We start from the raw sequence: 26,942 nt of genomic DNA, 5'->3' as shown, positions 1-26,942 counted from the left end.
GCTCTGGTTACCGGAACCGCACGGGATCATGGGACGCGGGCGGCGCATACTGGAGTGCGTGATCGCGGTGACCGGGGCATCCGGGCAGGTCGGGGGAAGGGTCGCGGCGGGGGTTCCCGAGGCGCGGCGGCTGACGCGCAAGGACGCCGAATACCGGGACACCGACCGGATGCGGCAGGCGCTCGACGGGGTCGGGACGCTGTTGCTGATCTCGGCGCGCGAGTCGGCCGACCGGGTCGCCGAGCACCGCAGCGCCGTCGACGCGGCCGTCGCGGCAGGCGTCCAGCGGATCGTGTACCTGTCGTTCGCGGGCGCCGCACCGGACTGCACCTTCACGTTCGGCCGGGACCACTGGCACACCGAGCAGCACATCCGGCAGAGCGGCCTGCGCTGGACCTTCCTGCGCGACAACCTCTACCAGGAGATGCTGCCCCACCTGGCCGGCCCTGACGGCGTCATCCGCGGACCCGCGGGCGACGGCCGGCTCGCCGCCGTCAGCTACGACGACATCGCCGCGAGCGCCGTCGCGGCACTCACGCAGGACGGCCACGACGGGCGGACCTACGAGCTCACCGGACCCGAGGCGCTGACCATGCACGAGGTCGCGGACCGGCTCGGGCTCACCTATGTCCCCGAGACCGTCGAGGAGGCCTACGCGTCGCGCGCACACTACGGGGCGCCGGCGTTCGAGGTCGCCGGGTGGGTCAGCTCCTACGAGGCGATCGCCGCCGGCGAGCTCGCGACCGTCAGTGACGACGTGCGGCGCCTGACCGGACGGGACCCGAAGCCGCTCAGTCCCAGGTGAGCAGCTGATCGACCGGCGCGTGGTCATCGGTCAGGATCCGCGCTCCTCCCACGAAGGCCCGAAGGTCGTCGCCGGTCAGGGAGTCGGGCACGGCCCGCACCGGCGACGTGGAAGCGAACACGACGAAGTTGCTGCCGGTCTCGCCCCGCAGCGCGGGCAGCGGCGCCACCAGGGTCACGAACGGGAACACGGCGGCGATCGTGGCGACCTCGGCGCGGACGAACCGGCGGGCCGGACCGTCGATGACGTTGAGCGCGTAGACACCGCCGGGACGCAGCACCCGCCGGACATCGGTGACCAGCTCGCGGGTGGTGAGATGCCACGGGACCGCGAGATGGCCGAACGCGTCACCGATGATCAGGTCGCGCGACGCGGACGGCTGGCGGCGCAGACCCGCACGGGCGTCACCGGTCTCGACCCGCAGCAGCGGGCCGGTCCGCAGGCCGAGCCGCCGCCGGTCCAGCGCGACGAGCGCCGGATCCAGCTCCAGGACGAGATTGTCACTGCCCGGGCGGGTGGCGGCCACGTACCGCGGCAGCGTGAACCCGCCACCACCCACGTGCAGCACCCGCAACGGGCCCGTCGGCAGACCGTCCACATAGGACCCGATCCACTGCGTGTACGCGTACTCCAGATGCTCCGGGTCACCGAGATCCACGTAGGAGTGCTGGGCGCCGTTGAGGAACAGGATGCGGCCGTCGTCCCCGTCCTCGCCCACCGCGGCGCAGGTGTACGCGGTCTCCACGTCGCACGGGGACGGCGTCACGATGCCGAGCGGCACGCCGATGACGACGAACGCGAACACCGCGGACAGATTGCCGGTGCGCTGCCAGTACCCGCCGAAACCGAAGCCGGCAAGCGCCAGAACACCCGCCAGGACCAGCAGGATCACACTCGTCGGCACGGTGGCCACCAGCACGAACCCCGTCGCGAACGTCGCCGTGATCGCGCCGAGCGTGCCGACACTGGACAGCCGGCCCACCACCCTCCCGGTGTGCGCGAGATCGGCGAGCTGCAACTTCACCACCAGCGGCGGCACCGCCGACAGCAGCGCCGCCGGCACGAACAGCGCCATCACCGCCAGCAGCAGCACACTCGACGGGTCCGTGCCGCGCAGCCACGCACCGGCGACCCGGACGATCGGCAGCGTTGCGGCCGTCGCGGCGGCACCCAGCAACAGCAGCGGCGACAGCAGCCGGCGCGGATCGACCCGCCGGTCCGCGAGCCAGCCACCGGTCCATGCGCCATACGCGATCGCGGCCAGCGCCACACCGATGACCGCGGTGCTGCTCGACAGCGTCACACCGACGTACGGCCCGACGAGCCGCAGCCCGACGACCTCCAGGACGAGCACGGCCCCGCTGGTCAGGAACACCAGACCGGCGGCGATACGGTTATTGAGGGGTGTCGCGGCATCCACCGCTCTAGCATGGGGCACATGTCCGATTCGACGCGCATACCCGCCAAGCCGACCCTCGATGGACTCGAGGCGCGCTGGGTAAAGGTATGGGACGCCGAAGGGACCTACCGATTCGACCGGACCGCCACCCGCGACAGCGTGTTCTCGATCGACACACCACCGCCGACGGTGAGCGGGGCGCTGCACATCGGCCACGTGTTCTCCTACACGCAGACCGACGCGATCGCCCGCTACCAGCGCATGCGCGGCCGGGACGTGTTCTACCCGATGGGGTGGGACGACAACGGCCTGCCGACCGAACGGCGGGTGCAGCTCACCTACGGCGTGCAGTGCGATCCCGCCCTGCCGTACGACGAGCACCTCGTCATCACGAAGACACCCGGCGGCCCGCCACAGAAGATCAGCCGGCGGAACTTCATCGACCTCTGCAAACGCCAGACAGAGGTGGACGAGCAAGCCTACGAGCAGCTGTGGCGCAACCTCGGCCTCTCCGTCGACTGGACGCTGCTCTACACGACCATCGGCGACCGGGCCCGGACCGCGGCCCAGCAGGGGTTCCTCAACAGCCTCGCCCGCGGCGACGCGTACGCCGTGGACGGCCCGACCCTGTGGGACGTCACGTTCGGCACGGCGGTGGCCCAGGCCGAGCTCGAAGACCGCGAGCGCCCCGGCGCCTACCACCGGATCCGCTTCGGCGACTTCGCCGTCGACACGACCCGGCCCGAGCTGCTGCCCGCCTGCGTGGCACTCGTCGCGCACCCCTCCGACGAGCGGTTCCAGCCGCACTTCGGCACGACCGTGCGCACACCGCTGTTCCACGTGGAGGTGCCGCTGCTCGCGCACCCCCTGGCCGACCCCGCGAAGGGCAGCGGCCTCGTGATGGTGTGCACCTTCGGCGACCTGACCGACGTCACCTGGTGGCGGGAGCTCGACCTGCCGACCCGCACCGTCATCCAGCGCAACGGCCGGCTCGGCCTGCAGCCCCCACCCGGCGTCGACGAGGACCTGTACGCACTCGTCGCCGGCCTCACCATCAACCAGGCGCGGGAGAAGATCGTCGCCGCACTGCGCGCCGACGGCATGCTCGAAGGCGAGCCGCGGCCGATCACCCACGCGGTGAAGTTCTACGAGAAGGGCGACAAGCCCCTCGAGATCGTCGGCACCCGCCAGTGGTACATCCGCAACGGCGGCCGTTCGCCGGAGCTCCGCGCCGCGCTGCTCGCCCGGGGGCGCGAGCTGCAGTGGACCCCGGCGCACATGCGATCCCGCTACGAGCACTGGGTGGAAGGCCTCACCGGCGACTGGGTGATCAGCCGGCAACGCTTCTTCGGCGTGCCGATCCCGCTCTGGTACCGCCTGGACGACGACGCCCACCCCATCTACGACGACCCCATCGTGCCGTCGACCCTGCCGATGGACCCGAGCAGCGACACGCCACCCGGCTACGACGAGACCCAGCGCGGCCGGCCCGGCGGGTTCATCGGCGACCCCGACGTCATGGACACCTGGGCGACGTCCTCGCTGACCCCGCAGATCATCGGCGGCTGGCTCGACGACCCCGACCTCTTCAGCCGGGTCTTCCCCATGGACCTGCGCCCCCAGGCCCACGAGATCATCCGGACCTGGCTCTTCTCGACCGTGCTGCGCGCCCACGTGGAGCACGACGTGCTGCCGTGGAAGCGGGCGTCGATCGCCGGCTGGATCGTCGACCCCGACCGCAAGAAGATCAGCAAGACCAAGAACAACGCCGGCGACTCCCCGGAGGCCATGCTCGACCGGTACGGCGCCGACGCCCTGCGCTACTGGGCGACCAGCGCCCGCCCGGGCGTCGACACAGCGCTCGACGTGAACCAGATGAAGATCGGCCGCCGCCTGGCCACGAAACTCCTCAACGCGAGCCGCTTCGTGCTCGGCTTCCCCGTGCCGGCCACCGGACTCGTCACCGAGCCCGTGGACAAGGCCCTGCTGGCCGCCCTGTCGTCGGTGGTGACCGAGGCGACGGCCGCCTTCGAGACGTACGACTACGCGCGCGCCCTCGAACGCACCGAACAGTTCTTCTGGTCCTTCTGCGACGACTACCTGGAGCTGGTGAAGTCCCGCGCCTACGGCGAGCTCCCCGCCGCCGACTCGGCCCGCACCGCCCTGACCACGGCGCTGTCAACACTGCTGCGCCTGTTCGCCCCGTTCCTGCCCTTCGTGACGGAGGAGATCTGGTCCTGGTGGCAGCCCGGCTCCATCCACCGTGCCTCTTGGCCGACCGGCGCACCCACCGACCTCCCCATCGCGCCTTCGTCACCGGTCGATCGCGACTTTTCCGACATTTCCCCTTTGTCGGTTGCGACGGCGGTGCTGGCGGCGGTGCGGAAGGCGAAGTCGGCAGCCCAGCAGTCCATGCGGGCCGAGGTGGCGCTGCTGGCGGTGGCCGGCCCCGCGGCAGTCCTGGAGCAGGTCAAGGCCGACCTGACCGCGGCCGGCAACGTGCGGTCGTGGGCCATCACCGACGCTGAGGAACTGTCCGTTACCGTCACGTTGTGATGGAACTCCAGGCCATCGGGGTCCAGCACCCCGCCGTGCGGCAGGTGCAGCACATCCAGAACAACACCGCACCCAACCGCTACAAGCTCTTCGTCGCCGAAGGCCTCTGGGCGCACAACATGCTCCTGGAGGCCGGCGCGCCGATCGACACGTTCTTCTGGTGCCCCGAGGCGATCTACGCCGACGAGGCCCACCGCCGTGCCGAGGAGATCGCCGCGCGGGCGGACCGGTCGTTCCGGATCTCGCTCCGGACCCTGGAGAAGATCTCCGAGCGCGACAAGCCCGACGGCCTGCTCTCCCTCGCAGCCCTGCCCCGGTGGGACGCCGACGATCTCCGGTTCGGCAAGTCGTCGCTGGTACTGGTCGCCGACGGCCTCGAGATCCCCGGCAACCTCGGCACACTGATCCGGTCCCTGGACGCCTGCGGCGCCGACTGCCTGGTGCTCACCAACCGCAAGACCCGCCTGACCCACCCGAAGGTCATCCGCGCCAGCCAGGGCACGATCCTCACCGTGCCGACGGTCGAGTTCGAGCAGACCGCCGACGCCGTCGCCTGGCTCAAGCGCCACCGGTTCACGGTCCTCCTCGCCGACACCGACGAGGCGGTCAACTACCGCCAGGCGGACTACTCGGGCCGCACCGCCCTGGTCGTCGGCAGCGAGCGCTACGGCATCGGCAAGGAGTGGTACGGCCACGGCTACCAGCGCGTCGCCGTCCCCATGCTCGGCTCGGGCGACTCGCTCAACGTCTCAGTCTCCGCTTCGGTCCTCCTCTACGAGGCCCGCGCCCGCAAGTCGTCCTGGTAACAAGCGCGCCCGGCACGCGGTCACAAGGATTTCAGGTGGCGGGCGGCCTCGGGGAGCGGTTCGCCGACGGTGCGGTGCAGGGCGAGCCACAGGTCTGGGATCGCGCCGGCGGGTTCGCCCCGGGCGGCGAAGAGCGCCGTCAGCCAGTCGCTGGCCTCACGGAGCAGCCGCGGGTCGTCGGTGAGCAGCGCCGCTGACAGGGCGTGCAGCGCGTGGTCGATCGCATCGTCGAACAGGCCGCCGTCCTCCGCCGGGTCCTGAGATCCGGAGCGGTGCGACTGGAGCCAGATCAGGCGGGCCGCGGTGCGGAACTCGGCGAAGCGGACGACCATCTCGGCGTGCTCGTCGGCGCCGGCGTGGCGGGCGCGCTCCGAGACGGCAGCGCGCAGGTCCCGGTGGGCGACGAGGCCGGCGAGCACCGCCGCGGCGTCGCGGGCGTCCTTCGCCCAGCCGGAGGCGCCCAGCGCCCGGGCCCGCGTGTCGTCGGAGCCGAAAACGCCGCCGCCGACGAGGACCGGCAGGCCCGCCTCGCGGGCGGCGTCGATGAGGCGGCGGGCGGCGGGCAGGGACGCGGCGACGGAGCAGCTGATCGCGACCGCGTCGGCGTCCACGTCGTCGAGGAACCGGGCGAACTGGCGGGCCGGCATCGACGCACCGAGGAAGGTGGTGCGCCAGCCCGCCGCCTGCAGGCAGTACCCGACCAGGCGCGCCGGCAGGCCGTGCCACTCGCGCTCCGCGCAGGCGAGGATCACGTGGCCGAGCGGGTCGGCCGGGGCGGGGATGCGGGCCCCGACGGCGAGGGCGACGGACTCGCTGATCGCGGTCGCCGCGTGCTCGTGGGCGACGGTCCACGAGCCTTCCGCCCAGCGCAGGCCGACCTGCTCCTGGGCGCGGCCCACGACGTCGAGCAGGACGTCGACCGGGTCGGCGCCGTCGTCGACCAGCGCCAGCGCGTGCGCCACGGCACCCGCCGCGTCCCGGCGCTCCAGGAAGGAGAAGTACGGCCCGAAATCCAGAGACAGGGAAGAGGTCACGAGGCGGCCGCCCGCAGGGCCAGCACCGCCAGGTCGTCGCGCTGCGTGCCGTCGGAGCCCTCGAGGACGGCGATCTCGATCGCCTCCACCAGCGCGTCGACGCCCACCTGCGCGTACTGCGACAGCAGCTCGCAGAGGCGCCGCGTGCCGTCGCGGACGCTGTGGTGGCGGGCCTCGGTGACGCCGTCGGTGTAGAGGACGAGGGTGTCGCCGGGCGCCAGGGTGACCTCCGCCGGCGTGTACTCGACCCCGGCGACCAGGCCGGCCGCGAGCCCTCGCACCGCCACGGGCTCCACCGCGCCGGACGTGCGGACGACCAGCGGCGGCGGGTGGCCGGCGGAGCCGAGCGTCACGTGCAGCGCACCGCCGGTCCGGCGGACCCGGCCGTAGACGGCGGTCACGTACCGGCCGGAGGTGGTGCCGTCGAGCATCGTGTTGAGGGCGCGGAGCACCGCGGCGGGGTCACGGTCGACGGCGGAGGCGCCGCGGACGGTGTGCCGCGCCTGGCCGGTGACCACGGCCGCCTCGACGCCCTTGCCGGAGACGTCGCCGAGGACGAACGACCAGTCATCGGGGCTGCCCCACGCGTCATAGAAGTCGCCGCCGATCTCGGCGTCGCCGGAGGCGGCGCGGTAGCGGGCGGCGAGCGCGCTGCCCTCCAGCTTCGGCAGCTCCGGTGGCCGGAGGCTGGCCTGCAGGACGGTGGCCACGGCGGCGCGCTCGGCATACCGGCGGGCGGCGTCCAGCGCGAGTGCGATGCGGACCGCCAGCTCCTCGGCGATGGAGATGTCCTCGGCGACGAACCCGAAGCCGGTGCGACGGGCGAGCGTCAGCGTGCCGAACGTCGTGCCGCGGGCGGTCAGCGGCAGGCCCAGCACGTCGGCCGGGCGCAGCGCCGCGACCTGCTCGCGCATCCGCTCGTCGGGCACGAGGGCGACCAGGCCGTCGGGCTCCAGCGGGTCCTGCTCCAGCGAGACGTGCAGCAGCTCCGGCCGCCCCGTGACCAGGAGTCTCGACTGCCCGTTGACTCCGTCGGCGTCGGGATGGCGCCGAGCCGCGGACGAGGTGCCCGTCCCGTTGACGACGAGGCAGGTGTACGACGCCCCCTCCCGCCCGATGAGCATGATCTGCGCCCAGTCGGCGAGGTGCGGCACGCACGCGGACAGCGAACGCCGGACGGTGTGCGGCAGGTTGAGCGACCCGGAGACGGTGCGGCTGGCGTCAGCGAGGAACTGCGCCCGCCGCTGGGCGACGGCCAGCATGGCAGCTTCGTCGAGCGAGGCCGGTGCACGCCCCACGAAGCCCAGATCGCTGGTCATGGGTTCGAGTCTGCGTCGTACCTCCGACCGGGTCAAACGGTGTGAGCGTTTGAAGTCCGCCCAATGGGTACCACACACTGTTGACCAGCGATCAGTAGCCGATCCGTAGCTCGGTTCGCGAAAGGACAAGGCGCAACGTGGTCAACGACGAGACAGTCTGGGCGCTGTCGGTGCGCCGCGAGGGGCAGCGGGCACGACTCGACGCGGTGGGTGACCTGGACCTGGACACCGCGCCGAAGCTGCTCACCGAGGTGGTCAAGCAGCTGGACGCCGGCGTGACGGAGCTGGTCATCGACCTGACCGAGCTCGCCTTCATCGACTCCAGCGGGCTGGGCACGCTGGTCGGCTGCTGGCGGCGGGCGCAGCAGGCGGGCGCGACCCTGATCGTCGCCAACCCCAACGACGACGTGTCGATGACCCTGGAGATCACCGGCCTGGACCAGATCCTGCCGATCAGGGACGAGAAGCAGGCCGCCTGACCACCGAGAAGCCTGAGCGCCGAAAAGGCCTGAGCGCCGAAACAGACGCCAGGGAACCAGGCGCCGAAACCCGGGCGAGCGGCCTAGACCAGCTCGGCCCAGACGATCTTGCCGATCGGCTGCGGGCGGACGCCCCACGAGCGGGCCAGGCGCGACACGATGAACATGCCCCGCCCCGAGGTGCTGGTCTCGTTGTCGATCTCGGCGATCCGCGGCAGGGCCGGGCTCGCGTCGCTCACCTCGATGAGCACCGCACCGTCACGGCGCAGCAGTCGCAGCACGGCCGGCGGCATGCCGTGACGCAGGGCGTTGGCGACGAGCTCGTGCCCGACCATCACCGTGGCGCGGGTGAGGTGCGGCAGGTCCCACATGCTCAGCGCGCCCGTGATCACCCGGCGGGCGTGGCGCGCCTGCCCTGCCGGCACTTCGACGCTGACCGCATCCGCGCCGGGCTCGGTCAGGCCGTCGGGATCCACCGTGAACACGTCCTTCATGGTGCCCGGTCGCGTCCCCGTTGAACAGTGATACGGCGCCTTGAGTCGGGCAGGTGACAGGTTTGCGGCACGGCTGCGATGGGCACACCGAAACCCAGTCGAACTCCAGGGGGGCGCAACATGCTCGTGCAGCCAGAAATGACGATCGCCGGTGGCGCGCAGCGCTCTTCGGACCTGCGTGCCGCGTTGACGGCACGTCATCAGGAGCTCGCCGACGAGTACGCCGAGGCGGTCGCCGAGATGACCCTCGCGGGCGTGGTCGACGCCGGTGACGACGTCGCCGACCTGGGCACCAAGGCGTTCAGCCGGGACCAGGAGCTCGCCCTCGCGCTGTCGATCCGCGGCAGGATGGACCAGGTGGAGCGGGCGCTGGAGCGGCTCGAGGAGGGCACCTACGGCCGGTGCGAGCGCTGCTCGGAGGACATTCCGGTCGCCCGCCTGACGGCCTTCCCGTCGGTGACCCTCTGCGTCCGCTGCAAGAGCCTGACGGAGCGCCGCTGACAAGCAGCCCGGCTGAGCGCTAGTGGCGTGCGCCGCTGGCGCTCAGTCGCTCGACGACGCCGAGGGCCCGGTGCGCCGCGCTCTGCAGGTGCGGCAGGTAGTCCGCGGCGGCGGAGTCGGCGGCGAGGTCCTCGGACAGGAACGCCACATAGTTGAGGATCGCGCCCAGCGCGTTGGAAAGGTCGTGGGCGCCGTCGGCGATCTCGGCCCGCAACAGGGCGAGCTCGTCGGCCGGTTCTGTCGCGCCCATCCGTCCCCCTGACTAGAGTGAGTCCCGTTCAACTGTTACGGGGCGTAGTCGAATGGTAACTCTAGTCACAGCACTGCTGGTAGTAGCGGTGTTCCTGCGTGCACTCGTGGGGTACGCCGCCACCCGGGATCCGATCCAGCGGGACATCACGCTGATCTTTCTGCCCCCGGTGGTGGTGTGCGCCACCGCGGTGGCCCGCCAGATGCTGGTGAGCCCGCTGCCGCTCGCCGCGAGCGCCGCCTCGACCGCGTTGCTGATGCTGCAGCCGTACCTGACGCTGCGGCTCACCGCGAAGCTCCGGCACGTGCCGGTCTGGCTCAGCCGCACCCTGCTGGTCTCGCTGCTCGCCAGCACCGTCGTCGTCGCGGTCGCGCCCCGGCCGCTCGACCTCGGCTACCTGGTGCTGGCCACCGTTTCGTTCACCGTCACCGAGGTGATCGCCGGCACGTACCTGCTGCTCGGCGCCCAGCGGCGCTCCGGCGCGGCCCGGGCCAGGCTGCGGCTCGCCGGCGCCGCCACCTACGTGTTCGTGCTGATGATGCTGATGCTGTTCACCGGCGCGGTGGTGTACCCGGGCACGACCAGCTGGCTGGCGCCCGCCGGCCGGGTCGTGGCGCTGGTGTCCGCGCTCGGCTACCTGGTCGCGTTCATGCCGCCCGCGTGGCTGCGCCGGATGATGTCGGCCACCGTCTGGTACGAGGCGACCGAAGACCTCCAGCGGCTACCGGCCGCGGTCAGCACCGGTCAGGTCTGGCGCCGCTACGTCCAGGTGGTGCACGAGACGACCGGCGCCGACGCCGCCGTGCTGATCCGCGTCGCCCCCGACGGCCGCCTGGAGCAGGTCGCCGCCGTCTGCCGCTCCGGTGCCAGCCTGCCGCACGAGCCGATGCCCGAGCTGACCGCCGCCGACCTGCAGGCGCTCCTGACCGCCAGGCAGCCGGCCAGAGGAGACAAGAGCGAACTCGCCGCCTGGTACGTGCGGACCACCAGCGCCCAGTACGTCACCGCGCTCGAGCTGCCGCTGTCGCAGGGCGAGCGCGGCGCCGTGCTGCTGCTCGACCACTACCGCGCCCTGTTCACCGACGACGACCTGCGCCTCACGGCGGTGCTCGGCGGCCAGGCCCAGGTCCTCGCGGAGCGCAGCGCCGTCCTCGCCGAGCAGCGCCGCCTCGCCGAGCAGCTGGCCGAGTCCGTGGCCGCGCTCACCCACGCCAGCCAGGCCAAGAGCGACTTCCTCGCCGGCATGAGCCACGAGCTGCGGACCCCGCTGAACGCGATCATCGGCTTCAGCGACCTGATGCGCGCCGAGCACCCCGACGGCGACCGGCGCGCCGTGCCCGCCGAGTGGGTCGACCACATCCACAACAGCGGCCGGCACCTGCTCTGCCTCATCAACGACATCCTCGACCTGGCGAAGGTCGAGGCCGGGCGGATGGAGCTGCACCCGGAGCCGCTCGCGCTCGACGCCGCGGTCAATGACGTGATCACGGGCCTGCGGCCGCTCACCGACCGCAAGCGCCTCGAGGTGACGATCGGCGTGCCGCGGGTCGGGGTCCTCGCCGATCCGCTCCGGTTCCGGCAGATCCTGGAGAACCTGCTGTCCAACGCGATCAAGTTCACGCCCGAGGGCGGCCGGATCTCGCTGACCGCCGCGCAGGGGGCCGGCGAGGTCGCGCTGACCGTCGCCGACAGCGGCGTCGGCATCGCCGCGGCGGACCAGGGCCGCGTCTTCGAGGAGTTCCAGCAGGTCGGCGACGCCGCCCAGCGAAAGGCCGGCACCGGGCTCGGCCTGGCGCTGACCCGGCGGCTGGTCGAGGCGCACGGCGGCTCGATCGCGCTGCAGTCCGCGCTCGGCGAGGGCAGCCGCTTCACCGTGCGGCTGCCGGACGCGACCGCGGAGATCCCGGCACCGCTGCCGCTCGAGAAGCCGGTCAGGAAGGCGGAAGGCGCCGCCCGCGGCCGGGTGCTGATCGTGGACGACGACGCCCGGGCCGCCGAGCTGCTGCGCACCTACCTCGCCGCCGCCGGATACCAGGTGCGGGTCGCGCCGAGCGGCAGCGAGGGCCTGGCCGCGGCGCGGACCTGGACGCCCGACGCGATCCTGCTCGACGTGATCATGCCGGGCATCGACGGCTGGGACGTGATCCGGGAGCTCAAGCAGGAGGAGTCGCTGCGCGACATCCCGGTCTTCTTCGCCACGATCGTCGACGACCGCAGGGCCGGCCTGTCGCTCGGCGCCGCCGACTTCTTCGTCAAGCCCGTCGACCACGACCTGCTGCTCGCCCAGCTCGCCCGGCACGTCGTCCCGGCGAAGGGCGCCGGCACCGAGGGCGCCTCGGTGCTGGTGGTCGACCGCGACGACCAGACCCGGCACGTCGTCGAGCAGCACCTCCGCGACGGCGGCATCGACGTCGTCACCTGCGACGACGGTCCGGAAGGGCTGCGCCTGTCGCGCGACCGGCGCTTCGACCTGATCATCTGCGACCTGCAGATGGCCGACGTCGACGGCTTCGCGCTCCTCGCCGGGCTGGAGGGCGACCCGGCGACCAGGGGGATCCCGGTCCTGGCGCTGACCGAGCCGGACCTGCCCGACGCCGACCGGGTCCGCCTGACCGGCAAGGTCATCGGCACCATGCCCCGCAGCGCCGCCGCCTCCGACGGTGTCCGCGAGTGGGTCGACCTGGCCGCCGTGGCCAGCACACTGTCCGAGGCACGCGGGACCGGAGCGAACTGAGGTGACGGCATGAGCGGGCCGGAGCGTAGCGGAGGGCTGCGAATCGGGATTACAGGGTGGAGCTCAGGCTGGCGCCGGAGCGCAGCGGAGGTGGCGGCATGAGCGGGCCGGAGCGTAGCGGAGGAGCCGCGAACCATGGGCACAGTTTCGGCTCAGGCCGGCGCCGGAGCGCAGCGGAGGTGACGGCATGAGCAAGGTCTTGCTGGTCGAGGACGAGGAGCTGAACCGGGTCCTGGTCAGGGCGATCCTCGCCCGTGCCACCGACGACACGATCCGCCGGGTCGAGCTGGTGGAGGCGGGCAGCCTGCAGGTGGCCCGCGACGCGCTCACGGAGCACGCCGTCGACCTGATCCTCCTGGACGTCAACCTGCCCGACGGCAACGGGCTCAGCCTCGCCGCCGAGCTCAGCGACCAGCCGGGCCGCCCGCAGGTGATCGCGCTGACCGCGAGCGTGCTGCCGCACGAGCGGGCCGCCGCGATGAGCGCCGGCTGCGACGCCTTCCTCGACAAGCCCTACGGCGCGCAGGACCTATTGAAGATCCTCGGTGAGCATCTGCCCTGACGGCCGAGTTTGAGCATCGCCTACTCGTGGGTAGGTGGGTTGACGCTCACTCGTCGTCATTGGGGAGGAACGGGTGCGAACGCTCGCCGATGGTCTCCGCCTGCAGATGGACGCGTTGGACTACGTCCTCCTGTCGCTCTACTTCATCACCGTCCTGGGCGTGGGCCTCGCCGCGCGCCGCTCCATCAAGAACAGCGCCGACTTCTTCCTCTCCGGGCGCTCGCTGCCCGCCTGGGTGACCGGCCTCGCGTTCGTCTCCGCCAACCTGGGCGCCCTGGAGATCCTGGGCATGGCGGCCAACGGCGCCAAGTACGGCATCATGACCGTCCACTACTACTGGGTCGGCGCCGTGCCGGCGATGGTGTTCCTCGGCATCGTCATGATGCCCTTCTACTACGGCTCCAAGGTGCGCAGCGTCCCCGAGTACATGCGGCGCCGCTTCAACCGCCCCGCCCACCTGCTCAACGCGCTGTCGTTCGCGCTCGCCCAGGTCCTCATCGCCGGCGTCAATCTGTACGCGCTCGCGCTGATCATGCAGGCGCTGCTCGGCTGGCCGCTGTGGACCGCGATCGTCGTCGGCGCCGCGATCGTCCTGGCGTACATCACGCTCGGCGGTCTCTCCAGCGCGATCTACAACGAGGTCCTGCAGTTCTTCGTGATCATCGCCGGGCTGCTGCCGATCGCGATCATCGGCCTGGTGAAGGTCGGCGGGATCGGCGGGCTGTTCGACGCGGTCCGCGACACGAAGCTCGGCGAGGCCGGCCTGCACACCTGGGCCAACACCGGCGGCAGCGACAACCCGCTCGGCGCGCCCTGGTGGGGCATCGTCTTCGGCCTCGGGTTCGTGCTGTCGTTCGGCTACTGGACGACGAACTTCGCCGAGGTCCAGCGCGGCCTGTCGGCCCGCAACATGAGCGCCGCCCGCCGCACGCCGATCATCGCGGCCTATCCGAAGGTCCTCATCCCGTTCGTCACCGTCATCCCCGGCCTGGTCGCGCTCGTCACCGTCAAGGGCCTCGGCGCCGACAAGGGCGACCTGCAGTACAACAACGCCATCCCCCTGCTGATGCGCGACTTCCTGCCCAACGGCGTGCTCGGCATCGCGGTGACCGGTCTGCTTGCGTCCTTCATGGCGGGCATGGCGGCCAACGTCTCCGGCTTCAACACCGTCTTCACGTACGACATCTGGCAGGAGTACGTGAAGCGGGACAAGCCCGACGGCTACTACCTGAGCATCGGCCGCTGGATCACGGTCGTCGGCGTCATCATCGGCATCGGCACCGCGTTCATCGCCTCCGGTTACAGCAACATCATGGACTACATCCAGGCCCTGTTCTCGCTGTTCAACGCCCCGCTGTTCGGGGCGTTCATCATCGGCATGTTCTGGAAGCGGATGACCGCGTGGGCGGGCTTCTGGGGGCTGCTCACCGGCACGATCGCGGCGTTCATCGTCTACGCGGGCTACAAGTGGTGGGGCTGGTTCACGTTCGGCTCCGACCTCGACGAGTCGTTCTGGGGCGCCGGCATCGCGTTCGTGACCGTCGCGGTCGTCTCCGTCGTCGTCACCCTCTTCACCACCCGGAAGACCGACGAGGAGCTCAGCGGCCTCGTGTACGGCGTCGGCGACCACGACCTGACCGCCGGCGCGCTCGCCGGTGACCGGGCCTGGTACCGGTCCCCGGTCCTGCTCGGCGCCGGCGCGCTGATCCTGGCCTTCGCGTTCTACCTGCCGTTCCTGTAGGGGGTGCTGCACATGTCCGACCAGCCGACGAAAGCGGAGACCGCCAGGGCGGCCCGGTTGTTCGACGTCCGCCGCGTCATCGGCGGCCTGTTCACCGTGTACGGCGTGATCGTCACCATCGTCGGCCTGTTCGACTCGCAGGCCGAGATCGACAAGGCCGCCGGCGTGCGGATCAACCTGTGGATCGGGCTCGGCATGCTCGCGCTCGGCGGGCTGTTCCTGCTGTGGCAGTGGTGGCGGCCCGCCGAGCCGCTGCCGGAGAGCGACATCCCACCGGCGGACCAGATTCGGGAGTAACGGCTGGTTCCGGGCTCGACGGCATGAGGCAGACTGCGCAGCATGGAGATCGTGCTCGCCGACCTGGCGCCGGACCCGGACCCGTCCACCACCGGAGTGGCCGTCGTCGCCGTGATCGGCGGCGTCGTCGTGGTGACCGCCGTCATCCTGCTCGTCGTCTGGCTCCTGCGCCGGTCGCGGTCCTAGAGCCAGACCTAGAGCGTCAGAACACCAGCCCGATGAGCACCGACGCGGCGTTCGCCCCGAGACTCGCCACCAGCAGCAGTGCCGGGTCGCGGCGGCACGCCAGCCACAGCACCGCCGCCTCGACCGCCACGACCGCCGCCTCCGCGCCCCACAGCGCGCCGGCGGACGGGCGCGGCGCCAGCGACCACCACAGCACCGGGTGCGTCAGCAGGTTCACCGCGACCCCGAGCAGCGCCGCCTTCCGCCACGACGCCAGGCGGAGGGCCATCAGCGCCAGCACGTACAGCGGAACCTCCACGGCGAGGGTCAGCAGCAGCGCCGGGATCACCCCATGAAGGTAACGCTGCAGTTCCTGTTCGCCGCCGGTGCCGCGCTCACCGTGGCCCTCGGCGCACCGCTCGCCACGACCGTGCTCGGCCTGATCGCGTTCGGGGTGCTGCACAACGTCCTGGAGCTGCGCTACGTCACCGGGCGGTTCGCGCCGGTGCTCAACGGCAGGTTCCTGGCGATCCTGCTCGGGCTCATCACCGCGATCGTGCTCTGCCGGCTCGCCGCGATCGTCGTCGGCCAGCCGGCCCGCACCGCGGAGATCCTCGTCGGCTACGCGGTCCTCGCCGCCGGGTGCGCGCACGCGCTGCGCGGCTGGCTCCTCGGCCTGTCCGGCGCGGTCCTCGCGGTCGCCGGCGCGGTGTCGCTGACCTGGCCGGCCTACCACTTCGTGGTCCTCGCGCACCTGCACAACGTCGTGCCGCTGTTCTTCCTGTGGGAGTGGGCCGCGGCCCTGCCACCCACGACCCGCCGCTGGTTCCGGGGCATCCAGGTGGGCTGGGTGCTCGTGCTGCCGTCGCTGCTGCTGTACGGCGTGGCCGACGCCGCACTGAGCGACGTCTCCGCCTCGGCGGTGGCCTCGTTCGCCGGCGACCCCGCGAAGATCGTCGCGCTCAGCGCCCCACCCGGCGCCGACACGATCATCGGCGCGCGGTTCCTGGTCGTGTTCGCGTTCCTGCAGACCATGCACTACTTCGTCTGGGTCTGGTTCCTGCCGCGGCACGCCCCCGACGCGGCCAGGGCCTTCGAGCGCCGGGTGCCGTGGCTGCGCGGCCCGCGCGCCTGGGCCCTCGGCGCCGGCCTCGGCGGCGTCCTCGCCATGCTCTTCGCCGTCGACTACGCCTCGGGCCGGGCGATGTACGCGGCATTCGCCTCATACCACGCGTACCTGGAGTTCCCGGTGTTGCTGGCGTTGCTGCTCGGTGCCGACGCAGCCCGTTCACAGCTGGTTTTCAGGGAAACCGGACCCGGCAGCCAGGAAGCGGCGGCAATCTCGACGGTGACAAGGGATCTCTGACGCACCTGGGAGCGAATCATGACGCGGCTGCTTGTGGTCGACGACGAGCCGGACATCGTCGAGCTGCTGTCCGCGAGCCTGAAGTACCACGGCTACGACGTGTCCAGCGCCACCAGCGGCCGGCAGGCGATGGAGGAGGCCCGCCGCTTCCGCCCGGACATGATCCTGCTCGACGTCATGATGCCGGAGCTCGACGGCTTCGAGGTGCTGCGCAAGCTGCGCGGCGAGGGCACCCGCGTGCCGGTCCTCTTCCTCACCGCCCGCGATGCCACCGAGGACAAGATCAAGGGTCTGACCCTCGGCGGCGACGACTACGTCACCAAGCCCTTCAGCCTGTCGGAGATCCTCGCCCGCATCCAGGCCGTCCTGCGCCGCGTCGCCGACCCGGCCGGCGGCGCCGCGGCCGCGTCGTCCCGGCTGACCTTCGCCGACATCGAGCTCGACGAGGACACCCACGAGGTGTTCAAGGCGGGCCAGGAGGTCCAGCTGTCGCCGACCGAGTTCAAGCTGCTGCGCTACTTCATGACCAACCCCGGCCGCGTCCTGTCCAAGGCCCAGATCCTCGACCACGTGTGGCAGTACGACTTCGGCGGCGACGCCGGCGTCGTCGAGTCCTACGTGTCGTACCTGCGCAAGAAGATCGACACCTCCGAGCCCCGCCTGCTCCAGACCCTGCGCGGCGTCGGCTACTCCCTCCGTCTGCCCCGGACATGAACGCCTGGCCGCTCCGCGTCAAGCTCGTCGCCCTGATGCTGTCGCTCCTCACGGCGGCCTTGGTCGTCACCGGTGGCGTCGGTCTCTACAGCACCAGCTCCTTCGCCTACCAGCGCGTCGACGAGCAGCTCCGCAACAGCGCCGGCCGGGCGATCGGTGACTGCGCCAACTTCGGCACCGACAACGATGACGGCAAGCATCCGAAGGGCGTGCCGGCGCCGCCCAGCGCCTACTGGGTCGGCTGCGTGACCCGCGGCGGCACAGTCGAGCAAAAAGTGTTCAACCAGGCGCCCAGCAACGCCGCGCAGGGCGCACCGAAGCTGCCCGCCACCACGTTCGCCGGCCTCGTCGCCGAGGGCGATGTCACTTCGGCGAACGACGTGCTGCTGACCGTCCCCCCGGCCGGCGGGGAGGGCCACGACTGGCGGGTCCTCGTCAAGTACCAGACCACCGGCCCCGTTACCGGCCCGGTGGTGGTCGGCCTCAGCTTGGACGAAGTCGACGAGACGGTCAACCGGCAGCTCTGGGTCACCGTCGGAGTCGGCGGCGGGGTGCTGGTGGTGCTCGCGGTGGTCGCGTACCTGCTCGTGCGGTCCAGCCTGCGGCCTCTGGTCGAGGTCGAGCAGACCGCGGAGGCGATCGCGGCGGGTGACCTGACGCGGCGCGTACCAGAGGCGCATCCGCGGACGGAGGTCGGCGGGCTGTCGACGGCGTTGAACACGATGCTCGGGCAGATCGAGACCGCGTTCGAGGAGCGGCGGGCCAGCGAGGAGGCGGCCCTCGCGTCGGAGGAGCGCATGCGCCGCTTCGTCGCCGACGCCAGCCACGAGCTGCGCACCCCGCTGACGTCGATCCGCGGCTTCGCCGAGCTGCACCGCCAGTCCGGCCGCGCCGACGACAACGTCGGAAGGATCGAGCACCACGCCACCCGCATGGGCCTGCTCGTCGACGACCTGCTGCTGCTCGCCCGGATGGACCAGCAGCGCCCGCTGGAGAAGAAGCCGGTCGACCTGCTGGCGCTGGCCACCGACGCGCTCATCGACGCCCGGGTCACCGCCCAGGAGCACAAGCTGCGCCTGCGCACTCAGGGCGCCGACGACGATGACGACGTCGAGCCGGCGATCGTCCTCGGCGACGAGGCCCGGCTGCGCCAGGTGCTGCAGAACCTGATCGCCAACGCTCTGACCCACACCCCCGCGGGCACCGAGGTCACGGTCTACGTCGGCACCGAGGGCCGCGACGCGGTCCTGGAGGTCGCCGACAACGGCCCAGGCATGACCGCCGAGGAGGCGGACAAGGTCTTCGAGCGCTTCTACCGCACCGACCCGAGCCGGACCCGCGCGCTCGGCGGATCCGGCCTGGGCCTGTCGATCGTCAGTGCCCTGGTGACGGCGCACGGCGGCAAGGTCACCCTGCGCACCGCGCCCGGGGAGGGTGCCGCCTTCCGCGTCACCCTCCCGCTCAGCACTTCCTAGGGGTGGGTCCAGGTCTGGGCACCCGTGCCGTTGCAGTCGTAGATCTGCAGCTGGGTGCCGTTGGTGGTGGTCGAGCCGGGGATGTCCAGGCACTTGTTCGCCTGGGGGTTGCGGATCGAGTTGTTCGCGCCGATCACCCACTGCTGGGCCGCGGTGCCGTTGCACGTGTAGAGCTGCACCAGCGTGCCGTTCGTGGTGCCGCTGGCCTTCACGTCGAGGCACTTGCCGGCCAGGCCGGTGATGGTGCCGTTGGCGTTGACGGTCCACTGCTGCGCGCCGGTGCCGTTGCAGTCGTAGATCTGGACCTTGGTCCCGTCGGCGGTCTGGCTCGCGTTGATGTCGGCGCACTTGCCCAGCGCCGTCAGCGTGCCGGTCCGCGCGCCCGGGGTGCCGATGCCCGGGCCGGTGAAGGTGTAGCTGTCCAGGTCGAGGATCGCCCCCGAGCCGCCGGTGAACACGATGTACAGGTCGTGCGTCCCGTCGTCGGGCTTCGTCACCGGGCCGCTGACCTCGGCGTAGGTCTCCCAGCCGCCCGTGTTGGGCACGGTGAGGCGGGCGACCTCGGTGCCGGTGGGGGAGTCGTAGCGGAAGGAGACCGTGCCGCCGCCACCGCCGGAGGAGACGCGCGCCTTGACGCCCGTGATGTTCTTCAGCGACACGGCGTGGTGCCGGACGCTCTCCCCGGACTGGATGTCGCCGAGCCGCTTGCCGCCGTCGGCCGCGGCCGCCGTGATGACCTGCGGGCCGGACAGCGACACGTAGTGCTCGGCCTGCCAGTACTTGGGCCACAGCGTGAACTCCGAGGAGCCGGTCAGCGGCACCGAGCCGGCCGCGCCGTTGTCGGTGTAGGTGGCGCGCACGACGAAGAACAGCACCGAGTCGGGCCCGGCGTGCGCCGGCCCGGTGTTGAAGGTGGCGGAGCAGCCGGTGCCGGAGCCCTCGTCGTGGGCGTGCTCCTGGTGGCCGAGCGCGACCGCGATCACGATCTTGGAGCAGTCGATCGGGCCGTCCTGCGGGTCGGTGGCCGAGGCCGTGACGGTGAAGTTGTCGTTCCAGTCGAACATGCCGCCGGCCGGTACACCGGAGATCGTGACGGTCGGCCGGTTGTTGCCGACGGTGATCGGCACGAGCGTCGTGCCGGTGTGGCCGGCCGGGTCGCGCACCGTCAGGCGCGCCTGCTTCGCGCCGTTCGTGGTGTACGTGTACGACGGGTTCGCCGCGGTGGAGTCCGTCGTGCCGTTGTTGTCGAAGTCCCAGGCGTACGTGATGGCGTCGCCGTCAGGGTCGCTGGAGCCGGCGCTGGAGAAGGTCACCGCCAGCGGCGCGAGCCCGTTGTCCTTGTTGACGGTGGCCTTGGCGACCGGCGACCGCCCGCCCTGGACGTAGTTGATTTTGTACAGGCCGGCGTCGGCGGCGCCGGAGAAGTAGCCGCTGCCGTACTCCAGCATGTACATCGAACCGTCGGGGCCGAACTGCCAGTCGATCGGGTGCACGAAGGGCATGCCCGCGTTGACCGGCTCGATCCCGCCGGAGACCGGGTTGCCGGTGGCCGGGTTGCCGTTGTCGAAGTTGACCATCTTCACCCAGTTGCGGCAGTACTCGGAGATGATCCACTTGTTGTCGTAGTACTGCGGCCACTTCACCGACGAGTTGAGGTTGGGGTCGTAGTGGTACACCTCGGTGTGGTTCGGTGAGCCGCACCCGCCGGGGCTGTCCAGCTGCGGCCACTGCACGCTGCCGCCGTGCTGCTCCCAGACCAGCGCGGGCTTGGTCGCCGGCAGCTGCTGCAGGCCCGTGTTGCGGGGCGAGTTGTTGACCGGTCCGGTGCTGCCGCCGCACGGGAACCAGCCGCGCGGCGCGTTGGCCGCGAAGTCCCAGTCGTTGTAGGCGACGTTCGGGCCGCCGCAGTAGGGCCAGCCGTAGTTGCCGGGCCCGGTCGCCCGGTTGAACTCGTCGAACGCCGCCGGCCCGCGGTTGGCGACCGTCGCGCCGGCGTCGGGGCCGACCTCACCCCAGTAGAGGGTGTTGTTGGCCTTGGTGTCGACCCAGATCCGGTACGGGTTGCGCGTGCCCATGATGTAGATCTCGCCCCGGGTCTGCGCGGTCTGCGCGAAGAGGTTCCCGGCCGGGATCGTGTAGGTGCCGTTGCTCTCCGGGTGGATCCGGTTGATCTTCCCGCGCAGGTCGTTGGTGTTGCCCGAGGTGCGCTGGGCGTCGTACTGCGGGTCGCGGCTGGTCCGCTCGTCGATCGGCGCCATGCCGGCCGAGTCGCCGCCGGAGTTGGTGTTGTCGCCGACCGCGAAGTACAGGTTGTTGCTGCTGTCCCAGGTCATCGACCCGGCCGAGTGGCAGCACAGGTTCCGTTCGGTCGGCCACTCGATGATCATGTCCTCGCTGGCGGGGTCGAGGACGTTGGTCGACGGGTTGAAGGTGAAGCGCGAGATCCGGTTGACCAGCGGCGTCACCTTCGGCGAGTAGAAGATGAAGACCCAGCGGTTGGTGGCGAACTGCGGGTGCAGCGTGATGCCGATCAGCCCGTCCTCGAAGCGCGCGTCCAGCTGGAGCGTCAGCGCCACGGTCGTGGACTGGGTGGCGGGGTTGTAGAGCCGGACCTGGCCGCCGCCGGCGGTGGTGCCCCGGTTGATGTACATGACCTTGCCGTCGGGCAGGACGGCCAGCTCGATGGGCTCGCCCATGGTCAGCCCGCCGTCGAGCTTGACCTTCTCGAAGTCGCTGGCGGGCGGGGGTGCCGCGGCGGCGGGTGCGGGGGCGGCGGCCTCGACGGTCGCGAACGTCGCGAGACTCACGAGACTCGACGCGATCAGGGCCAGGGCTGACGTGCCGACGGACCATCGTCGGCGGTGGGGGTGTTTCACCGGACCTCCTGAGAACGGACTGCCCGATGGCCTCCCGCCGACTGGAGGACATCGATGTGCGCCAGACAGTAACGTCTTTCGTCAGGAAGCAACAGACTTTCTTCTATATTTACAAAAGCTCATTCCCTCTTGCGTGGACGGGCCTGTCGGAGGCCCGGAGTGGTTGGGTATGAAATGAGGGTGTTCGATGAGCGGGTCGACCTCTGGGACGTGACCCTCCGAGTCCGCCGCGAAGGCGCCGGGCCGCCGGTGCTGCTCCTGCACGGGCACGCGGGCACCCTGGAGGTCTGGGACGAGCTCGCCCCGCTCCTCGCCACGCACCACACCGTGGTCCGGCCGGACCTGCGCGGCCACGGCGAGTCGACCCGTGCGACCGGCGAGGACTGGCCGGCGCTCGTCCACGAGATGGTCCTGGACAGCCTGGCGCTGATGCACGCCCTGGGCCACGACAGCTTCGCCGCCGTCGGCAAGGACCTCGGCGGCCACGTCGCGGCGGCGCTGGCGGCGGAGCACCCGACGAAGATCGACCGCCTGGTCGTCATCGACGCCGTCCCGCTGCCCCCGCCGGCCTGCCCCACCCTCGTCCTGTGGTCCGGCGGCCCGCCCTTCACCGAGTCGCTGCTCGGCTTCCTCAGGCCCGGTAGAACATGACCACCTCCGGGTCGTGCGCCGGCAGCGGACAGGTGTGCGTGACCTGCCGGGCGCCCGACCCTGTGGGAGCTATGCCTTGGAGATGGAGTCGCCGGCGACCTTGATGGCGACGGCCTTGAGCGGCTTGCTGGCCGGCCCGTTGGCGACCGAACCGTCGGCGACCTTGAACTTGCTGCCGTGGCACGGGCAGTTGATGGTGCCGCCGGACACGTCTCCCACCACGCAACCGGCGTGCGTGCACACCGCGGTGAAGCACTTGAACTGGCCGGCGGTCGGCTGGGTCACCACGATCTTCTGGTCCTCGAAGATCTTGCCGCCGCCGACGGGGATGTCGGAGGTCTTCGCGAAGCCGCCACCGCCGCCACCATCGCCACCGGCCGGGGCACCGCTGCCGGTGGCCGCCGCGGTGTCCCCGCCGCCGGTCGCGGCGGGCGCCGCCCCGTCCGAGGAGGTGCCCGTGTCGCCGTAGGCCGCGCAGCCCGCGAGGGCCGCGGTGAGGCCCACCGCACCGGCGCTGGTGATCAGGGTCCGTCGAGTCGTGTTGCTCATGGTGCTTCGATTCCCTTCAGATCTTGACGCCGAATGTGGTGAAGAACCACAGCGCGGAGGTGACGAACAGGCCGGAGAGCGCGGTGAAGACCAGGCCCCCGAAGAGCGGCAGTGCCCAGTTCGGCACGCCCTTCTTGGCGAGGATCAGCATCTTCGCGGCGAAGACGCCGTAGAAGAAGCAGCCGAACAGCGAGTGCATGAGCGTGCGGGTGTCGAAGTCGGCGAAGCCCAGCGCGTACAGGCAGTGCAGGGCGACCGGGATCGACGCGATGAACGCCAGGCGGCCGGACCAGCGGTGCAGCCCGCCGAGCCAGTTCGCGTTCGGCAGCGGGATCTTGCCGTACATGACGAGCGCGGTGAAGAGCTGCACGACCGCGAGCGCGAAGGCGAGCGTCGCGAGCCACACCTTGACCGTCTGCGGGCTGGAGAAGCCCGCGATGTTCACCGCCAGGTTGGTCGGCTCGTGCACCTTGCCGTAGACGCCGAGGGCGCCGGCGACGAGACAGGCGACGAGCACCGGCACGATCAGGGTCGCGGCCGTCTTGGGGCTGGTGGGCTGGATGACCGGAGCGGTCTGGGTCTCATCCGGGGACATGGTGACGGCTCTCCTCTCAGTAACCGGAGCCGGCGTTGGGGTCGCCCGGCTCGATCGGGACCTTGGTCCCGCCGACCGTGGCGGTCTTGCTGTTCACGTCGAACGGCGGCGCCTCGCTGGTCTCACCGTTGCGGGTCTGGACGCCGACCTGCCTGCCGTCCGGCAGCACGACCCAGCTGGCGTCGAGCTTGTCGCGCAGTGACGCGGCCGAGCGGTACAGGCCCGAGGGCGGCGCGGCCACCTTGACCGTGAAGCCCCACGACTTCGCGCCGGCGGTGACGCTGCCCTTGACCTGGCCGCCGCCGTAGGTGCCCTTCAGGCTGCCCTTGGCGCCGGTGAGCTCGACCTGACCGTTGGCCATGGTGCCGTTGAGCCACGCCTCGACCTTCTTGCCGTCGCAGACGTAGGCGATCGCCTTGCCGTTGTTGACGACGATCGCGAGCGAGGCGGCCCCGCCGTCGACCGAGCCGGCGTACGTGACCGTGCCCTGCTGGCCGGCGTTGCCGCTGCCGTCGCCGGCCGGCGCGCCGGACGCGGGGGCGGCGCTGGACGGCGGGTCGGCCGCCGGTTGCGTGACGGCCGCCGTCGTTGGCCCGGCGCCAGCCGATTGCGCTGATGCGGCCTGGTTCTTCGCGACATCGTTGCTGAGGTCGACGTTGAGCGTGTACAGGACGCCGGCGACAACGAGACCGGCGCCGAGCGTGACGAGCGGTGCCTTGAACTTCATCGGTGACTCCCACAGTCGATCGCACCCGACAGGTGCTTCGGTGAACATGAGACCGAGGTTGGCGTACGGTGTCTGCGTCCAAAGACGCACAACGCAACTGCTGCAATGTCGCCAAAGTGACCAGCTAGAGAATGGGTGCGTTCGATGCCTCGTGTCGTGGTCTGGGCGAGCCACCTGGCATTGCCTCTCGCCGGCCTGTGGCTGCTGCTGACCCGTCCGGGAGCGGACCTGATCTGGCAGCATCACGACACGCATTTCTGGCTGGTCCTGACGGTCGCCGCGGTCAATGTCGCGGTCGGCGCCGCGATGAGCGTCGCCGCGCACCGCCGGCAGGACGGGCGGCTGTTCCTCGTCTCGCTGGTGTTCCTGGCCGGCGCCGGCTTCCTGTTCGCGCACGCGCTCGCCACCCCGAAGGTCCTCATCGCGCACCCCAACGCCGGCTTCGACATGGCGATGGCGGTCGGCCTGATCATCGGCTCCCTGCTGGCGGTGGTGTCGTCGGTGCGACTCCCGCCCGGCATCACCCGGTGGCAGCTGGCCCTGCGCCCGCTCCTGGCGGTCGTCCTGTTCGCCTGGATCGTCGTGTCGGTGCTGGACCTGCCGCCGCTGAACCGGCAGACCCAGGTGCGCGACGTCGAAGGGCCGATGGTCGTCGCCTCGTACGCCGCGGTCGCGCTGTACCTGGTCGCCGCGGTCCGCTTCTATGTGCGGTACCGGCGCGCGCCCGGCGTGGTGCTGATGTCGGTGGTGACCGCGTTCGTGCTGCTGGCCGAGGCGATGCTGGCCGTCACGCTCGCCGACAAGTGGCGGCTGTCGTGGTGGGAGTGGCACCTCATCCTCACCGCGGCGTTCCTGTTCGTCGGCTACTCCGCCTACGTGCAGTACCGGCGCGAAGGCAGCGCCGCGGGGCTCTTCGACGGGATCGCGGCGGCCGAGACCACCCGCCGGATCCGGGCGCAGTACGCCGAGGCGCTCGAGGAGCTCGTCACCGCCCTGCAGGAGTCCGAGGCGGGCGGCCGGCCGGAGCGGCTCGCGGCGCGGATGGCGGAGCGCTTCGGCCTCACCGAGAAGCAGGCCGAGGTGCTCGACCGGGCCGCCGCCGCGCTGCTCGCCGAGCGCGACCTGTCGGGCCGGCTCGGCGCCCTCGTCACCGTCGGCGAGCAGGCCCGGGTCGGCGCCGGCGAGGACGAGTTCCTGCGCTCGGCGGTCGATGCGGTCCGCCCGTCCTTCGGCGACGTCGAGGTCGGTCTCGTCTCCGGCGGTGCCGCCTCCGTGACCGGCGCCGACGTGCTGCCGCTGACGGTCAAGGGCAAGGTCGCCGGCGGGGTGCGGATCCCCGCCACCGGGCGCCCGGAGCTGCGCGCCACCCTCGCCAACCAGCTGTCCATCGGGCTGGAGAACGCGCGACTGTACGGGGAGCTGTCGACGCTCTTCCGGCAGTACATGTCGCCGGACGTCGCGGCCGCGCTGCTCGCCGACCCCGACCAGGCCGCGCTCGGCGGCCGGCTGGTCGACGTGACGGCGCTCTTCGCCGACCTGCGCGGCTTCACGACCTTCTCCGAGGCGGTCGAGCCGGGCGAGATCGTCGAGATGCTCAACCGGTACCACGGGGTCGCCGTCCCCTGCATCCTCGACAACGGCGGCACGATCGTGCAGTTCGTCGGCGACGCGCTGCTGGCGCTGTTCAACGCGCCCGCCCGGCAGGACGACCACGAGACGCGGGCGGTCCGCGCGGCCCTGCAGATGCAGGAGGCGGTCCGGGTGATCGCCGCCGGGCACCCCGACTGGCCGCGCTTCCGGGTCGGCGCCAACACCGGCCCGGCGCTCGTCGGCAACATCGGCAGCGAGCTGCTGCGCGGCTTCAACGCGATGGGCGACGCCGTCAACGTCGCGGCGCGCCTGCAGACGATCGCCGAGCCCGGCCAGGTCGTCATCGGCGGCGTCACCCACGACGCGCTGCGCGGCGTGGTCGCCACCCCCCTCGGCGAGCTGGAGGTGAAGGGCCGCCGGCAGACGGTCCGCGCCTACGTGGTGGAGCGGTTGTGAGCGAGTTCTTCGACCTGTTGAACGCTGCCGAGCGGGCCGCGCTGGAGGCGGCCGGGCACCGGCGGCAGTGGAAGCGTGGCGCGGTCATCTACCGCGAGGCGAGCCGCTCCGAGTCGGTGATCGTGCTCGAGGCCGGCCGCGTGAAGGTCTCCTCCGACACCGCCTCCGGCACCGAGGTGGTCCTCGCTGTGCGCGGCCCCGGCGCGCTGCTCGGTGAGCTGTCCGCGGTCGACGGCGGCCCGATGTCGGCGACCGTCACCGCCCTCGAACCGGTCGTCGCGCTCGCCGTGCCGTCGCCGGAGTTCGAGCGCTACCTGCTCGGCCACGCGCGCGTCTCGATGCTGCTCATGCGCGAGCTGATCGGCCGGCTCCGCGACGCGGACCGCAAGCGGATCGAGTTCGGCGCCTACGACACCACCGGGCGGGTCGCGGCCCGCCTCGTCGAGCTCGCCGAGCGCTTCGGCGAGCAGACGGAGGAGGGGCTGCGGATCAGCCTGCCGCTGTCACAGGACGAGCTCGCCGGCTGGACGGGGTCGTCGCGTGAGGCGGTCACGAAGGCGCTGCGCACGCTGCGTGAGGAAGGCTGGATTCAGACCGGCCGCCTGCACGTGATCGTCCGGGACCTCGCCGCATTGAGAGATCGCGCTCAATAGCCGGGTTCACCCTTGCCTTGACCCTCGCACCACCACCCTTACCCCGATGTTGATCTTTACACCCTGCAGGGACCACCTAGTCTCTCGCGACAGGTGCATCGAGGCATCGACATCATGCCTCGGTGCTTAGCCCCACCAGGGAGGTACC

26 protein-coding genes are annotated in these 26,942 nt (G+C 71.3%); 16 read left to right on the top strand and 10 right to left on the bottom strand.

Annotated elements, in window-relative coordinates:
- Positions 1–58: 58 nt before the first annotated feature.
- Positions 59–805, top strand: coding sequence for an NAD(P)H-binding protein (locus ACFY3L_RS31025; RefSeq protein ID WP_389331852.1), 747 nt, complete (start codon positions 59–61; stop codon positions 803–805).
- Here the strand turns inward: ACFY3L_RS31025 and ACFY3L_RS31020 are convergent.
- On the bottom strand, positions 792–2,225 hold the full coding sequence (locus ACFY3L_RS31020) for a fused MFS/spermidine synthase (RefSeq protein WP_389331849.1): 1,434 nt from the start codon (positions 2,223–2,225) through the stop codon (positions 792–794). The two genes, ACFY3L_RS31025 and ACFY3L_RS31020, sit on opposite strands and share 14 nt — an antisense overlap.
- Before the next feature lie 36 nt (positions 2,226–2,261).
- Between ACFY3L_RS31020 and valS the strand changes: the two genes are divergently transcribed.
- Together valS and ACFY3L_RS31010 are read left to right on the top strand one after the other, a co-directional pair.
- Positions 2,262–4,760, top strand: a complete 2,499-nt coding sequence (valS, locus tag ACFY3L_RS31015) for a valine--tRNA ligase (protein ID WP_389332536.1) — start codon at positions 2,262–2,264, stop codon at positions 4,758–4,760.
- Positions 4,760–5,566 carry a TrmH family RNA methyltransferase gene (locus ACFY3L_RS31010; RefSeq protein ID WP_389332533.1) on the top strand — a complete coding sequence of 269 codons (807 nt, stop codon included), beginning with the start codon at positions 4,760–4,762 and terminating at the stop codon, positions 5,564–5,566. The genes valS and ACFY3L_RS31010 overlap by 1 nt, the downstream gene beginning before the upstream one ends.
- A 20-nt stretch (positions 5,567–5,586) precedes the next feature.
- Here ACFY3L_RS31010 and ACFY3L_RS31005 read toward each other — a convergent pair whose 3' ends face one another.
- Both ACFY3L_RS31005 and ACFY3L_RS31000 read right to left on the bottom strand, forming a co-directional pair.
- Complete coding sequence (locus tag ACFY3L_RS31005) at positions 5,587–6,600, bottom strand: B12-binding domain-containing protein (protein ID WP_389331846.1); 1,014 nt, start codon at positions 6,598–6,600, stop codon at positions 5,587–5,589.
- On the bottom strand, positions 6,597–7,919 hold the full coding sequence (locus tag ACFY3L_RS31000; protein ID WP_389331843.1) for a PP2C family protein-serine/threonine phosphatase: 1,323 nt from the start codon (positions 7,917–7,919) through the stop codon (positions 6,597–6,599). Before ACFY3L_RS31000 ends, ACFY3L_RS31005 begins: the two co-directional genes overlap by 4 nt.
- Positions 7,920–8,056: 137 nt before the next feature.
- Here ACFY3L_RS31000 and ACFY3L_RS30995 point away from each other — a divergent pair, with 137 nt between their 5' ends.
- Positions 8,057–8,398 carry an STAS domain-containing protein gene (locus ACFY3L_RS30995; protein WP_389331840.1) on the top strand — a complete coding sequence of 114 codons (342 nt, stop codon included), beginning with the start codon at positions 8,057–8,059 and terminating at the stop codon, positions 8,396–8,398.
- Between the two features lie 83 nt (positions 8,399–8,481).
- On the opposite strand, the gene ACFY3L_RS30990 is transcribed toward ACFY3L_RS30995, so the two are convergent.
- Positions 8,482–8,883, bottom strand: a complete 402-nt coding sequence (locus ACFY3L_RS30990) for an ATP-binding protein (protein ID WP_389331837.1) — start codon at positions 8,881–8,883, stop codon at positions 8,482–8,484.
- 147 nt (positions 8,884–9,030) lie between these two features.
- On the opposite strand from ACFY3L_RS30990, the gene ACFY3L_RS30985 reads away from it, so the two are divergent.
- Complete coding sequence (locus tag ACFY3L_RS30985; RefSeq protein ID WP_389331834.1) at positions 9,031–9,393, top strand: TraR/DksA family transcriptional regulator; 363 nt, start codon at positions 9,031–9,033, stop codon at positions 9,391–9,393.
- A 19-nt stretch (positions 9,394–9,412) separates the two neighbouring features.
- On the opposite strand, the gene ACFY3L_RS30980 is transcribed toward ACFY3L_RS30985, so the two are convergent.
- Positions 9,413–9,643: a hypothetical protein gene (locus tag ACFY3L_RS30980; protein ID WP_344501026.1), complete on the bottom strand. Its 231-nt coding sequence runs from the start codon at positions 9,641–9,643 to the stop codon at positions 9,413–9,415.
- Positions 9,644–9,731: 88 nt separating this feature from the next.
- On the opposite strand from ACFY3L_RS30980, the gene ACFY3L_RS30975 reads away from it, so the two are divergent.
- From ACFY3L_RS30975 to ACFY3L_RS30955, 5 genes are all read left to right on the top strand, one after another.
- Positions 9,732–12,377 carry a response regulator gene (locus ACFY3L_RS30975; RefSeq protein WP_389331831.1) on the top strand — a complete coding sequence of 882 codons (2,646 nt, stop codon included), beginning with the start codon at positions 9,732–9,734 and terminating at the stop codon, positions 12,375–12,377.
- 187 nt (positions 12,378–12,564) lie between these two features.
- Positions 12,565–12,939 (top strand): response regulator, encoded by a 375-nt coding sequence (locus ACFY3L_RS30970; RefSeq protein WP_389331828.1) that lies wholly within the window; start codon positions 12,565–12,567, stop codon positions 12,937–12,939.
- 106 nt (positions 12,940–13,045) lie between these two features.
- Positions 13,046–14,680 carry a sodium:solute symporter family protein gene (locus ACFY3L_RS30965; protein ID WP_389332530.1) on the top strand — a complete coding sequence of 545 codons (1,635 nt, stop codon included), beginning with the start codon at positions 13,046–13,048 and terminating at the stop codon, positions 14,678–14,680.
- A 12-nt stretch (positions 14,681–14,692) separates the two neighbouring features.
- Positions 14,693–14,977, top strand: a complete 285-nt coding sequence (locus tag ACFY3L_RS30960) for a hypothetical protein (protein WP_389331825.1) — start codon at positions 14,693–14,695, stop codon at positions 14,975–14,977.
- Between the two features lie 42 nt (positions 14,978–15,019).
- Positions 15,020–15,163, top strand: coding sequence for a hypothetical protein (locus ACFY3L_RS30955; RefSeq protein WP_389331822.1), 144 nt, complete (start codon positions 15,020–15,022; stop codon positions 15,161–15,163).
- 16 nt (positions 15,164–15,179) lie between these two features.
- Here the strand turns inward: ACFY3L_RS30955 and ACFY3L_RS30950 are convergent, their stop codons facing one another.
- Positions 15,180–15,491: a hypothetical protein gene (locus tag ACFY3L_RS30950; protein WP_389331819.1), complete on the bottom strand. Its 312-nt coding sequence runs from the start codon at positions 15,489–15,491 to the stop codon at positions 15,180–15,182.
- 3 nt (positions 15,492–15,494) lie between these two features.
- Here ACFY3L_RS30950 and ACFY3L_RS30945 point away from each other — a divergent pair, with 3 nt between their 5' ends.
- From ACFY3L_RS30945 to ACFY3L_RS30935, 3 genes are read left to right on the top strand one after another with little or no spacing between them, the layout of a single operon-like run.
- Positions 15,495–16,508, top strand: a complete 1,014-nt coding sequence (locus tag ACFY3L_RS30945) for a hypothetical protein (protein WP_389331816.1) — start codon at positions 15,495–15,497, stop codon at positions 16,506–16,508.
- A gap of 18 nt (positions 16,509–16,526) precedes the next feature.
- Positions 16,527–17,222 carry a response regulator transcription factor gene (locus tag ACFY3L_RS30940; RefSeq protein WP_389331813.1) on the top strand — a complete coding sequence of 232 codons (696 nt, stop codon included), beginning with the start codon at positions 16,527–16,529 and terminating at the stop codon, positions 17,220–17,222.
- Complete coding sequence (locus ACFY3L_RS30935; protein ID WP_389331810.1) at positions 17,219–18,697, top strand: sensor histidine kinase; 1,479 nt, start codon at positions 17,219–17,221, stop codon at positions 18,695–18,697. Before ACFY3L_RS30940 ends, ACFY3L_RS30935 begins: the two co-directional genes overlap by 4 nt.
- Here ACFY3L_RS30935 and ACFY3L_RS30930 read toward each other — a convergent pair.
- The gene (locus ACFY3L_RS30930; RefSeq protein WP_389331807.1) at positions 18,694–21,573 is read right to left on the bottom strand and encodes a carbohydrate-binding protein; all 2,880 of its coding nucleotides are present in this window, start codon (positions 21,571–21,573) and stop codon (positions 18,694–18,696) included. The two genes, ACFY3L_RS30935 and ACFY3L_RS30930, sit on opposite strands and share 4 nt — an antisense overlap.
- A 174-nt stretch (positions 21,574–21,747) precedes the next feature.
- On the opposite strand from ACFY3L_RS30930, the gene ACFY3L_RS30925 reads away from it, so the two are divergent.
- A complete protein-coding gene (locus ACFY3L_RS30925; RefSeq protein WP_389331804.1) occupies positions 21,748–22,224 on the top strand; it encodes an alpha/beta fold hydrolase in 477 nt (158 codons plus the stop codon).
- Between the two features lie 69 nt (positions 22,225–22,293).
- On the opposite strand, the gene ACFY3L_RS30920 is transcribed toward ACFY3L_RS30925, so the two are convergent.
- Genes ACFY3L_RS30920 through ACFY3L_RS30910 form a run of 3 tightly spaced genes read right to left on the bottom strand, consistent with a single transcriptional unit; the run spans position 22,294 to position 24,095 of the window.
- A complete protein-coding gene (locus tag ACFY3L_RS30920; protein ID WP_389331801.1) occupies positions 22,294–22,773 on the bottom strand; it encodes a Rieske (2Fe-2S) protein in 480 nt (159 codons plus the stop codon).
- 16 nt (positions 22,774–22,789) lie between these two features.
- On the bottom strand, positions 22,790–23,368 hold the full coding sequence (locus ACFY3L_RS30915; RefSeq protein ID WP_389331798.1) for a DUF6529 family protein: 579 nt from the start codon (positions 23,366–23,368) through the stop codon (positions 22,790–22,792).
- 16 nt (positions 23,369–23,384) lie between these two features.
- The gene (locus ACFY3L_RS30910) at positions 23,385–24,095 is read right to left on the bottom strand and encodes a hypothetical protein (protein WP_389331795.1); all 711 of its coding nucleotides are present in this window, start codon (positions 24,093–24,095) and stop codon (positions 23,385–23,387) included.
- A gap of 144 nt (positions 24,096–24,239) precedes the next feature.
- On the opposite strand from ACFY3L_RS30910, the gene ACFY3L_RS30905 reads away from it, so the two are divergent.
- Together ACFY3L_RS30905 and ACFY3L_RS30900 are read left to right on the top strand one after the other, a co-directional pair.
- Positions 24,240–26,141 carry an adenylate/guanylate cyclase domain-containing protein gene (locus tag ACFY3L_RS30905; protein WP_389331791.1) on the top strand — a complete coding sequence of 634 codons (1,902 nt, stop codon included), beginning with the start codon at positions 24,240–24,242 and terminating at the stop codon, positions 26,139–26,141.
- Positions 26,138–26,794, top strand: a complete 657-nt coding sequence (locus ACFY3L_RS30900; RefSeq protein ID WP_389331788.1) for a Crp/Fnr family transcriptional regulator — start codon at positions 26,138–26,140, stop codon at positions 26,792–26,794. The genes ACFY3L_RS30905 and ACFY3L_RS30900 overlap by 4 nt, the downstream gene beginning before the upstream one ends.
- Positions 26,795–26,942: the final 148 nt, after the last annotated feature.

This window comes from Dactylosporangium sp. NPDC000521, from assembly GCF_042898305.1.
GTDB lineage: Bacteria > Actinomycetota > Actinomycetes > Mycobacteriales > Micromonosporaceae > Dactylosporangium.
The sequence above is the reverse complement of the archived record's forward strand: the minus strand, read 5'-3'. Positions and strand labels throughout refer to the sequence as shown.

Bases quoted from the DNA above. Each gene is read 5' to 3' on its own strand.
- ACFY3L_RS31010 (WP_389332533.1), top strand. From the start codon at position 4,760: ATGGAACTCCAGGCCATCGGGGTCCAGCACCCCGCCGTGCGGCAGGTG.
- ACFY3L_RS31000 (WP_389331843.1), bottom strand. From the start codon at position 7,919: ATGACCAGCGATCTGGGCTTCGTGGGGCGTGCACCGGCCTCGCTCGAC.
- ACFY3L_RS30985 (WP_389331834.1), top strand. From the start codon at position 9,031: ATGACGATCGCCGGTGGCGCGCAGCGCTCTTCGGACCTGCGTGCCGCG.
- ACFY3L_RS30980 (WP_344501026.1), bottom strand. From the start codon at position 9,643: ATGGGCGCGACAGAACCGGCCGACGAGCTCGCCCTGTTGCGGGCCGAG.
- ACFY3L_RS30970 (WP_389331828.1), top strand. From the start codon at position 12,565: ATGAGCAAGGTCTTGCTGGTCGAGGACGAGGAGCTGAACCGGGTCCTG.
- ACFY3L_RS30965 (WP_389332530.1), top strand. From the start codon at position 13,046: ATGGACGCGTTGGACTACGTCCTCCTGTCGCTCTACTTCATCACCGTC.
- ACFY3L_RS30960 (WP_389331825.1), top strand. From the start codon at position 14,693: ATGTCCGACCAGCCGACGAAAGCGGAGACCGCCAGGGCGGCCCGGTTG.
- ACFY3L_RS30955 (WP_389331822.1), top strand. From the start codon at position 15,020: ATGGAGATCGTGCTCGCCGACCTGGCGCCGGACCCGGACCCGTCCACC.
- ACFY3L_RS30945 (WP_389331816.1), top strand. From the start codon at position 15,495: ATGAAGGTAACGCTGCAGTTCCTGTTCGCCGCCGGTGCCGCGCTCACC.
- ACFY3L_RS30940 (WP_389331813.1), top strand. From the start codon at position 16,527: ATGACGCGGCTGCTTGTGGTCGACGACGAGCCGGACATCGTCGAGCTG.
- ACFY3L_RS30935 (WP_389331810.1), top strand. From the start codon at position 17,219: ATGAACGCCTGGCCGCTCCGCGTCAAGCTCGTCGCCCTGATGCTGTCG.
- ACFY3L_RS30925 (WP_389331804.1), top strand. From the start codon at position 21,748: ATGAGGGTGTTCGATGAGCGGGTCGACCTCTGGGACGTGACCCTCCGA.
- ACFY3L_RS30920 (WP_389331801.1), bottom strand. From the start codon at position 22,773: ATGAGCAACACGACTCGACGGACCCTGATCACCAGCGCCGGTGCGGTG.
- ACFY3L_RS30915 (WP_389331798.1), bottom strand. From the start codon at position 23,368: ATGTCCCCGGATGAGACCCAGACCGCTCCGGTCATCCAGCCCACCAGC.
- ACFY3L_RS30910 (WP_389331795.1), bottom strand. From the start codon at position 24,095: ATGAAGTTCAAGGCACCGCTCGTCACGCTCGGCGCCGGTCTCGTTGTC.
- ACFY3L_RS30905 (WP_389331791.1), top strand. From the start codon at position 24,240: ATGCCTCGTGTCGTGGTCTGGGCGAGCCACCTGGCATTGCCTCTCGCC.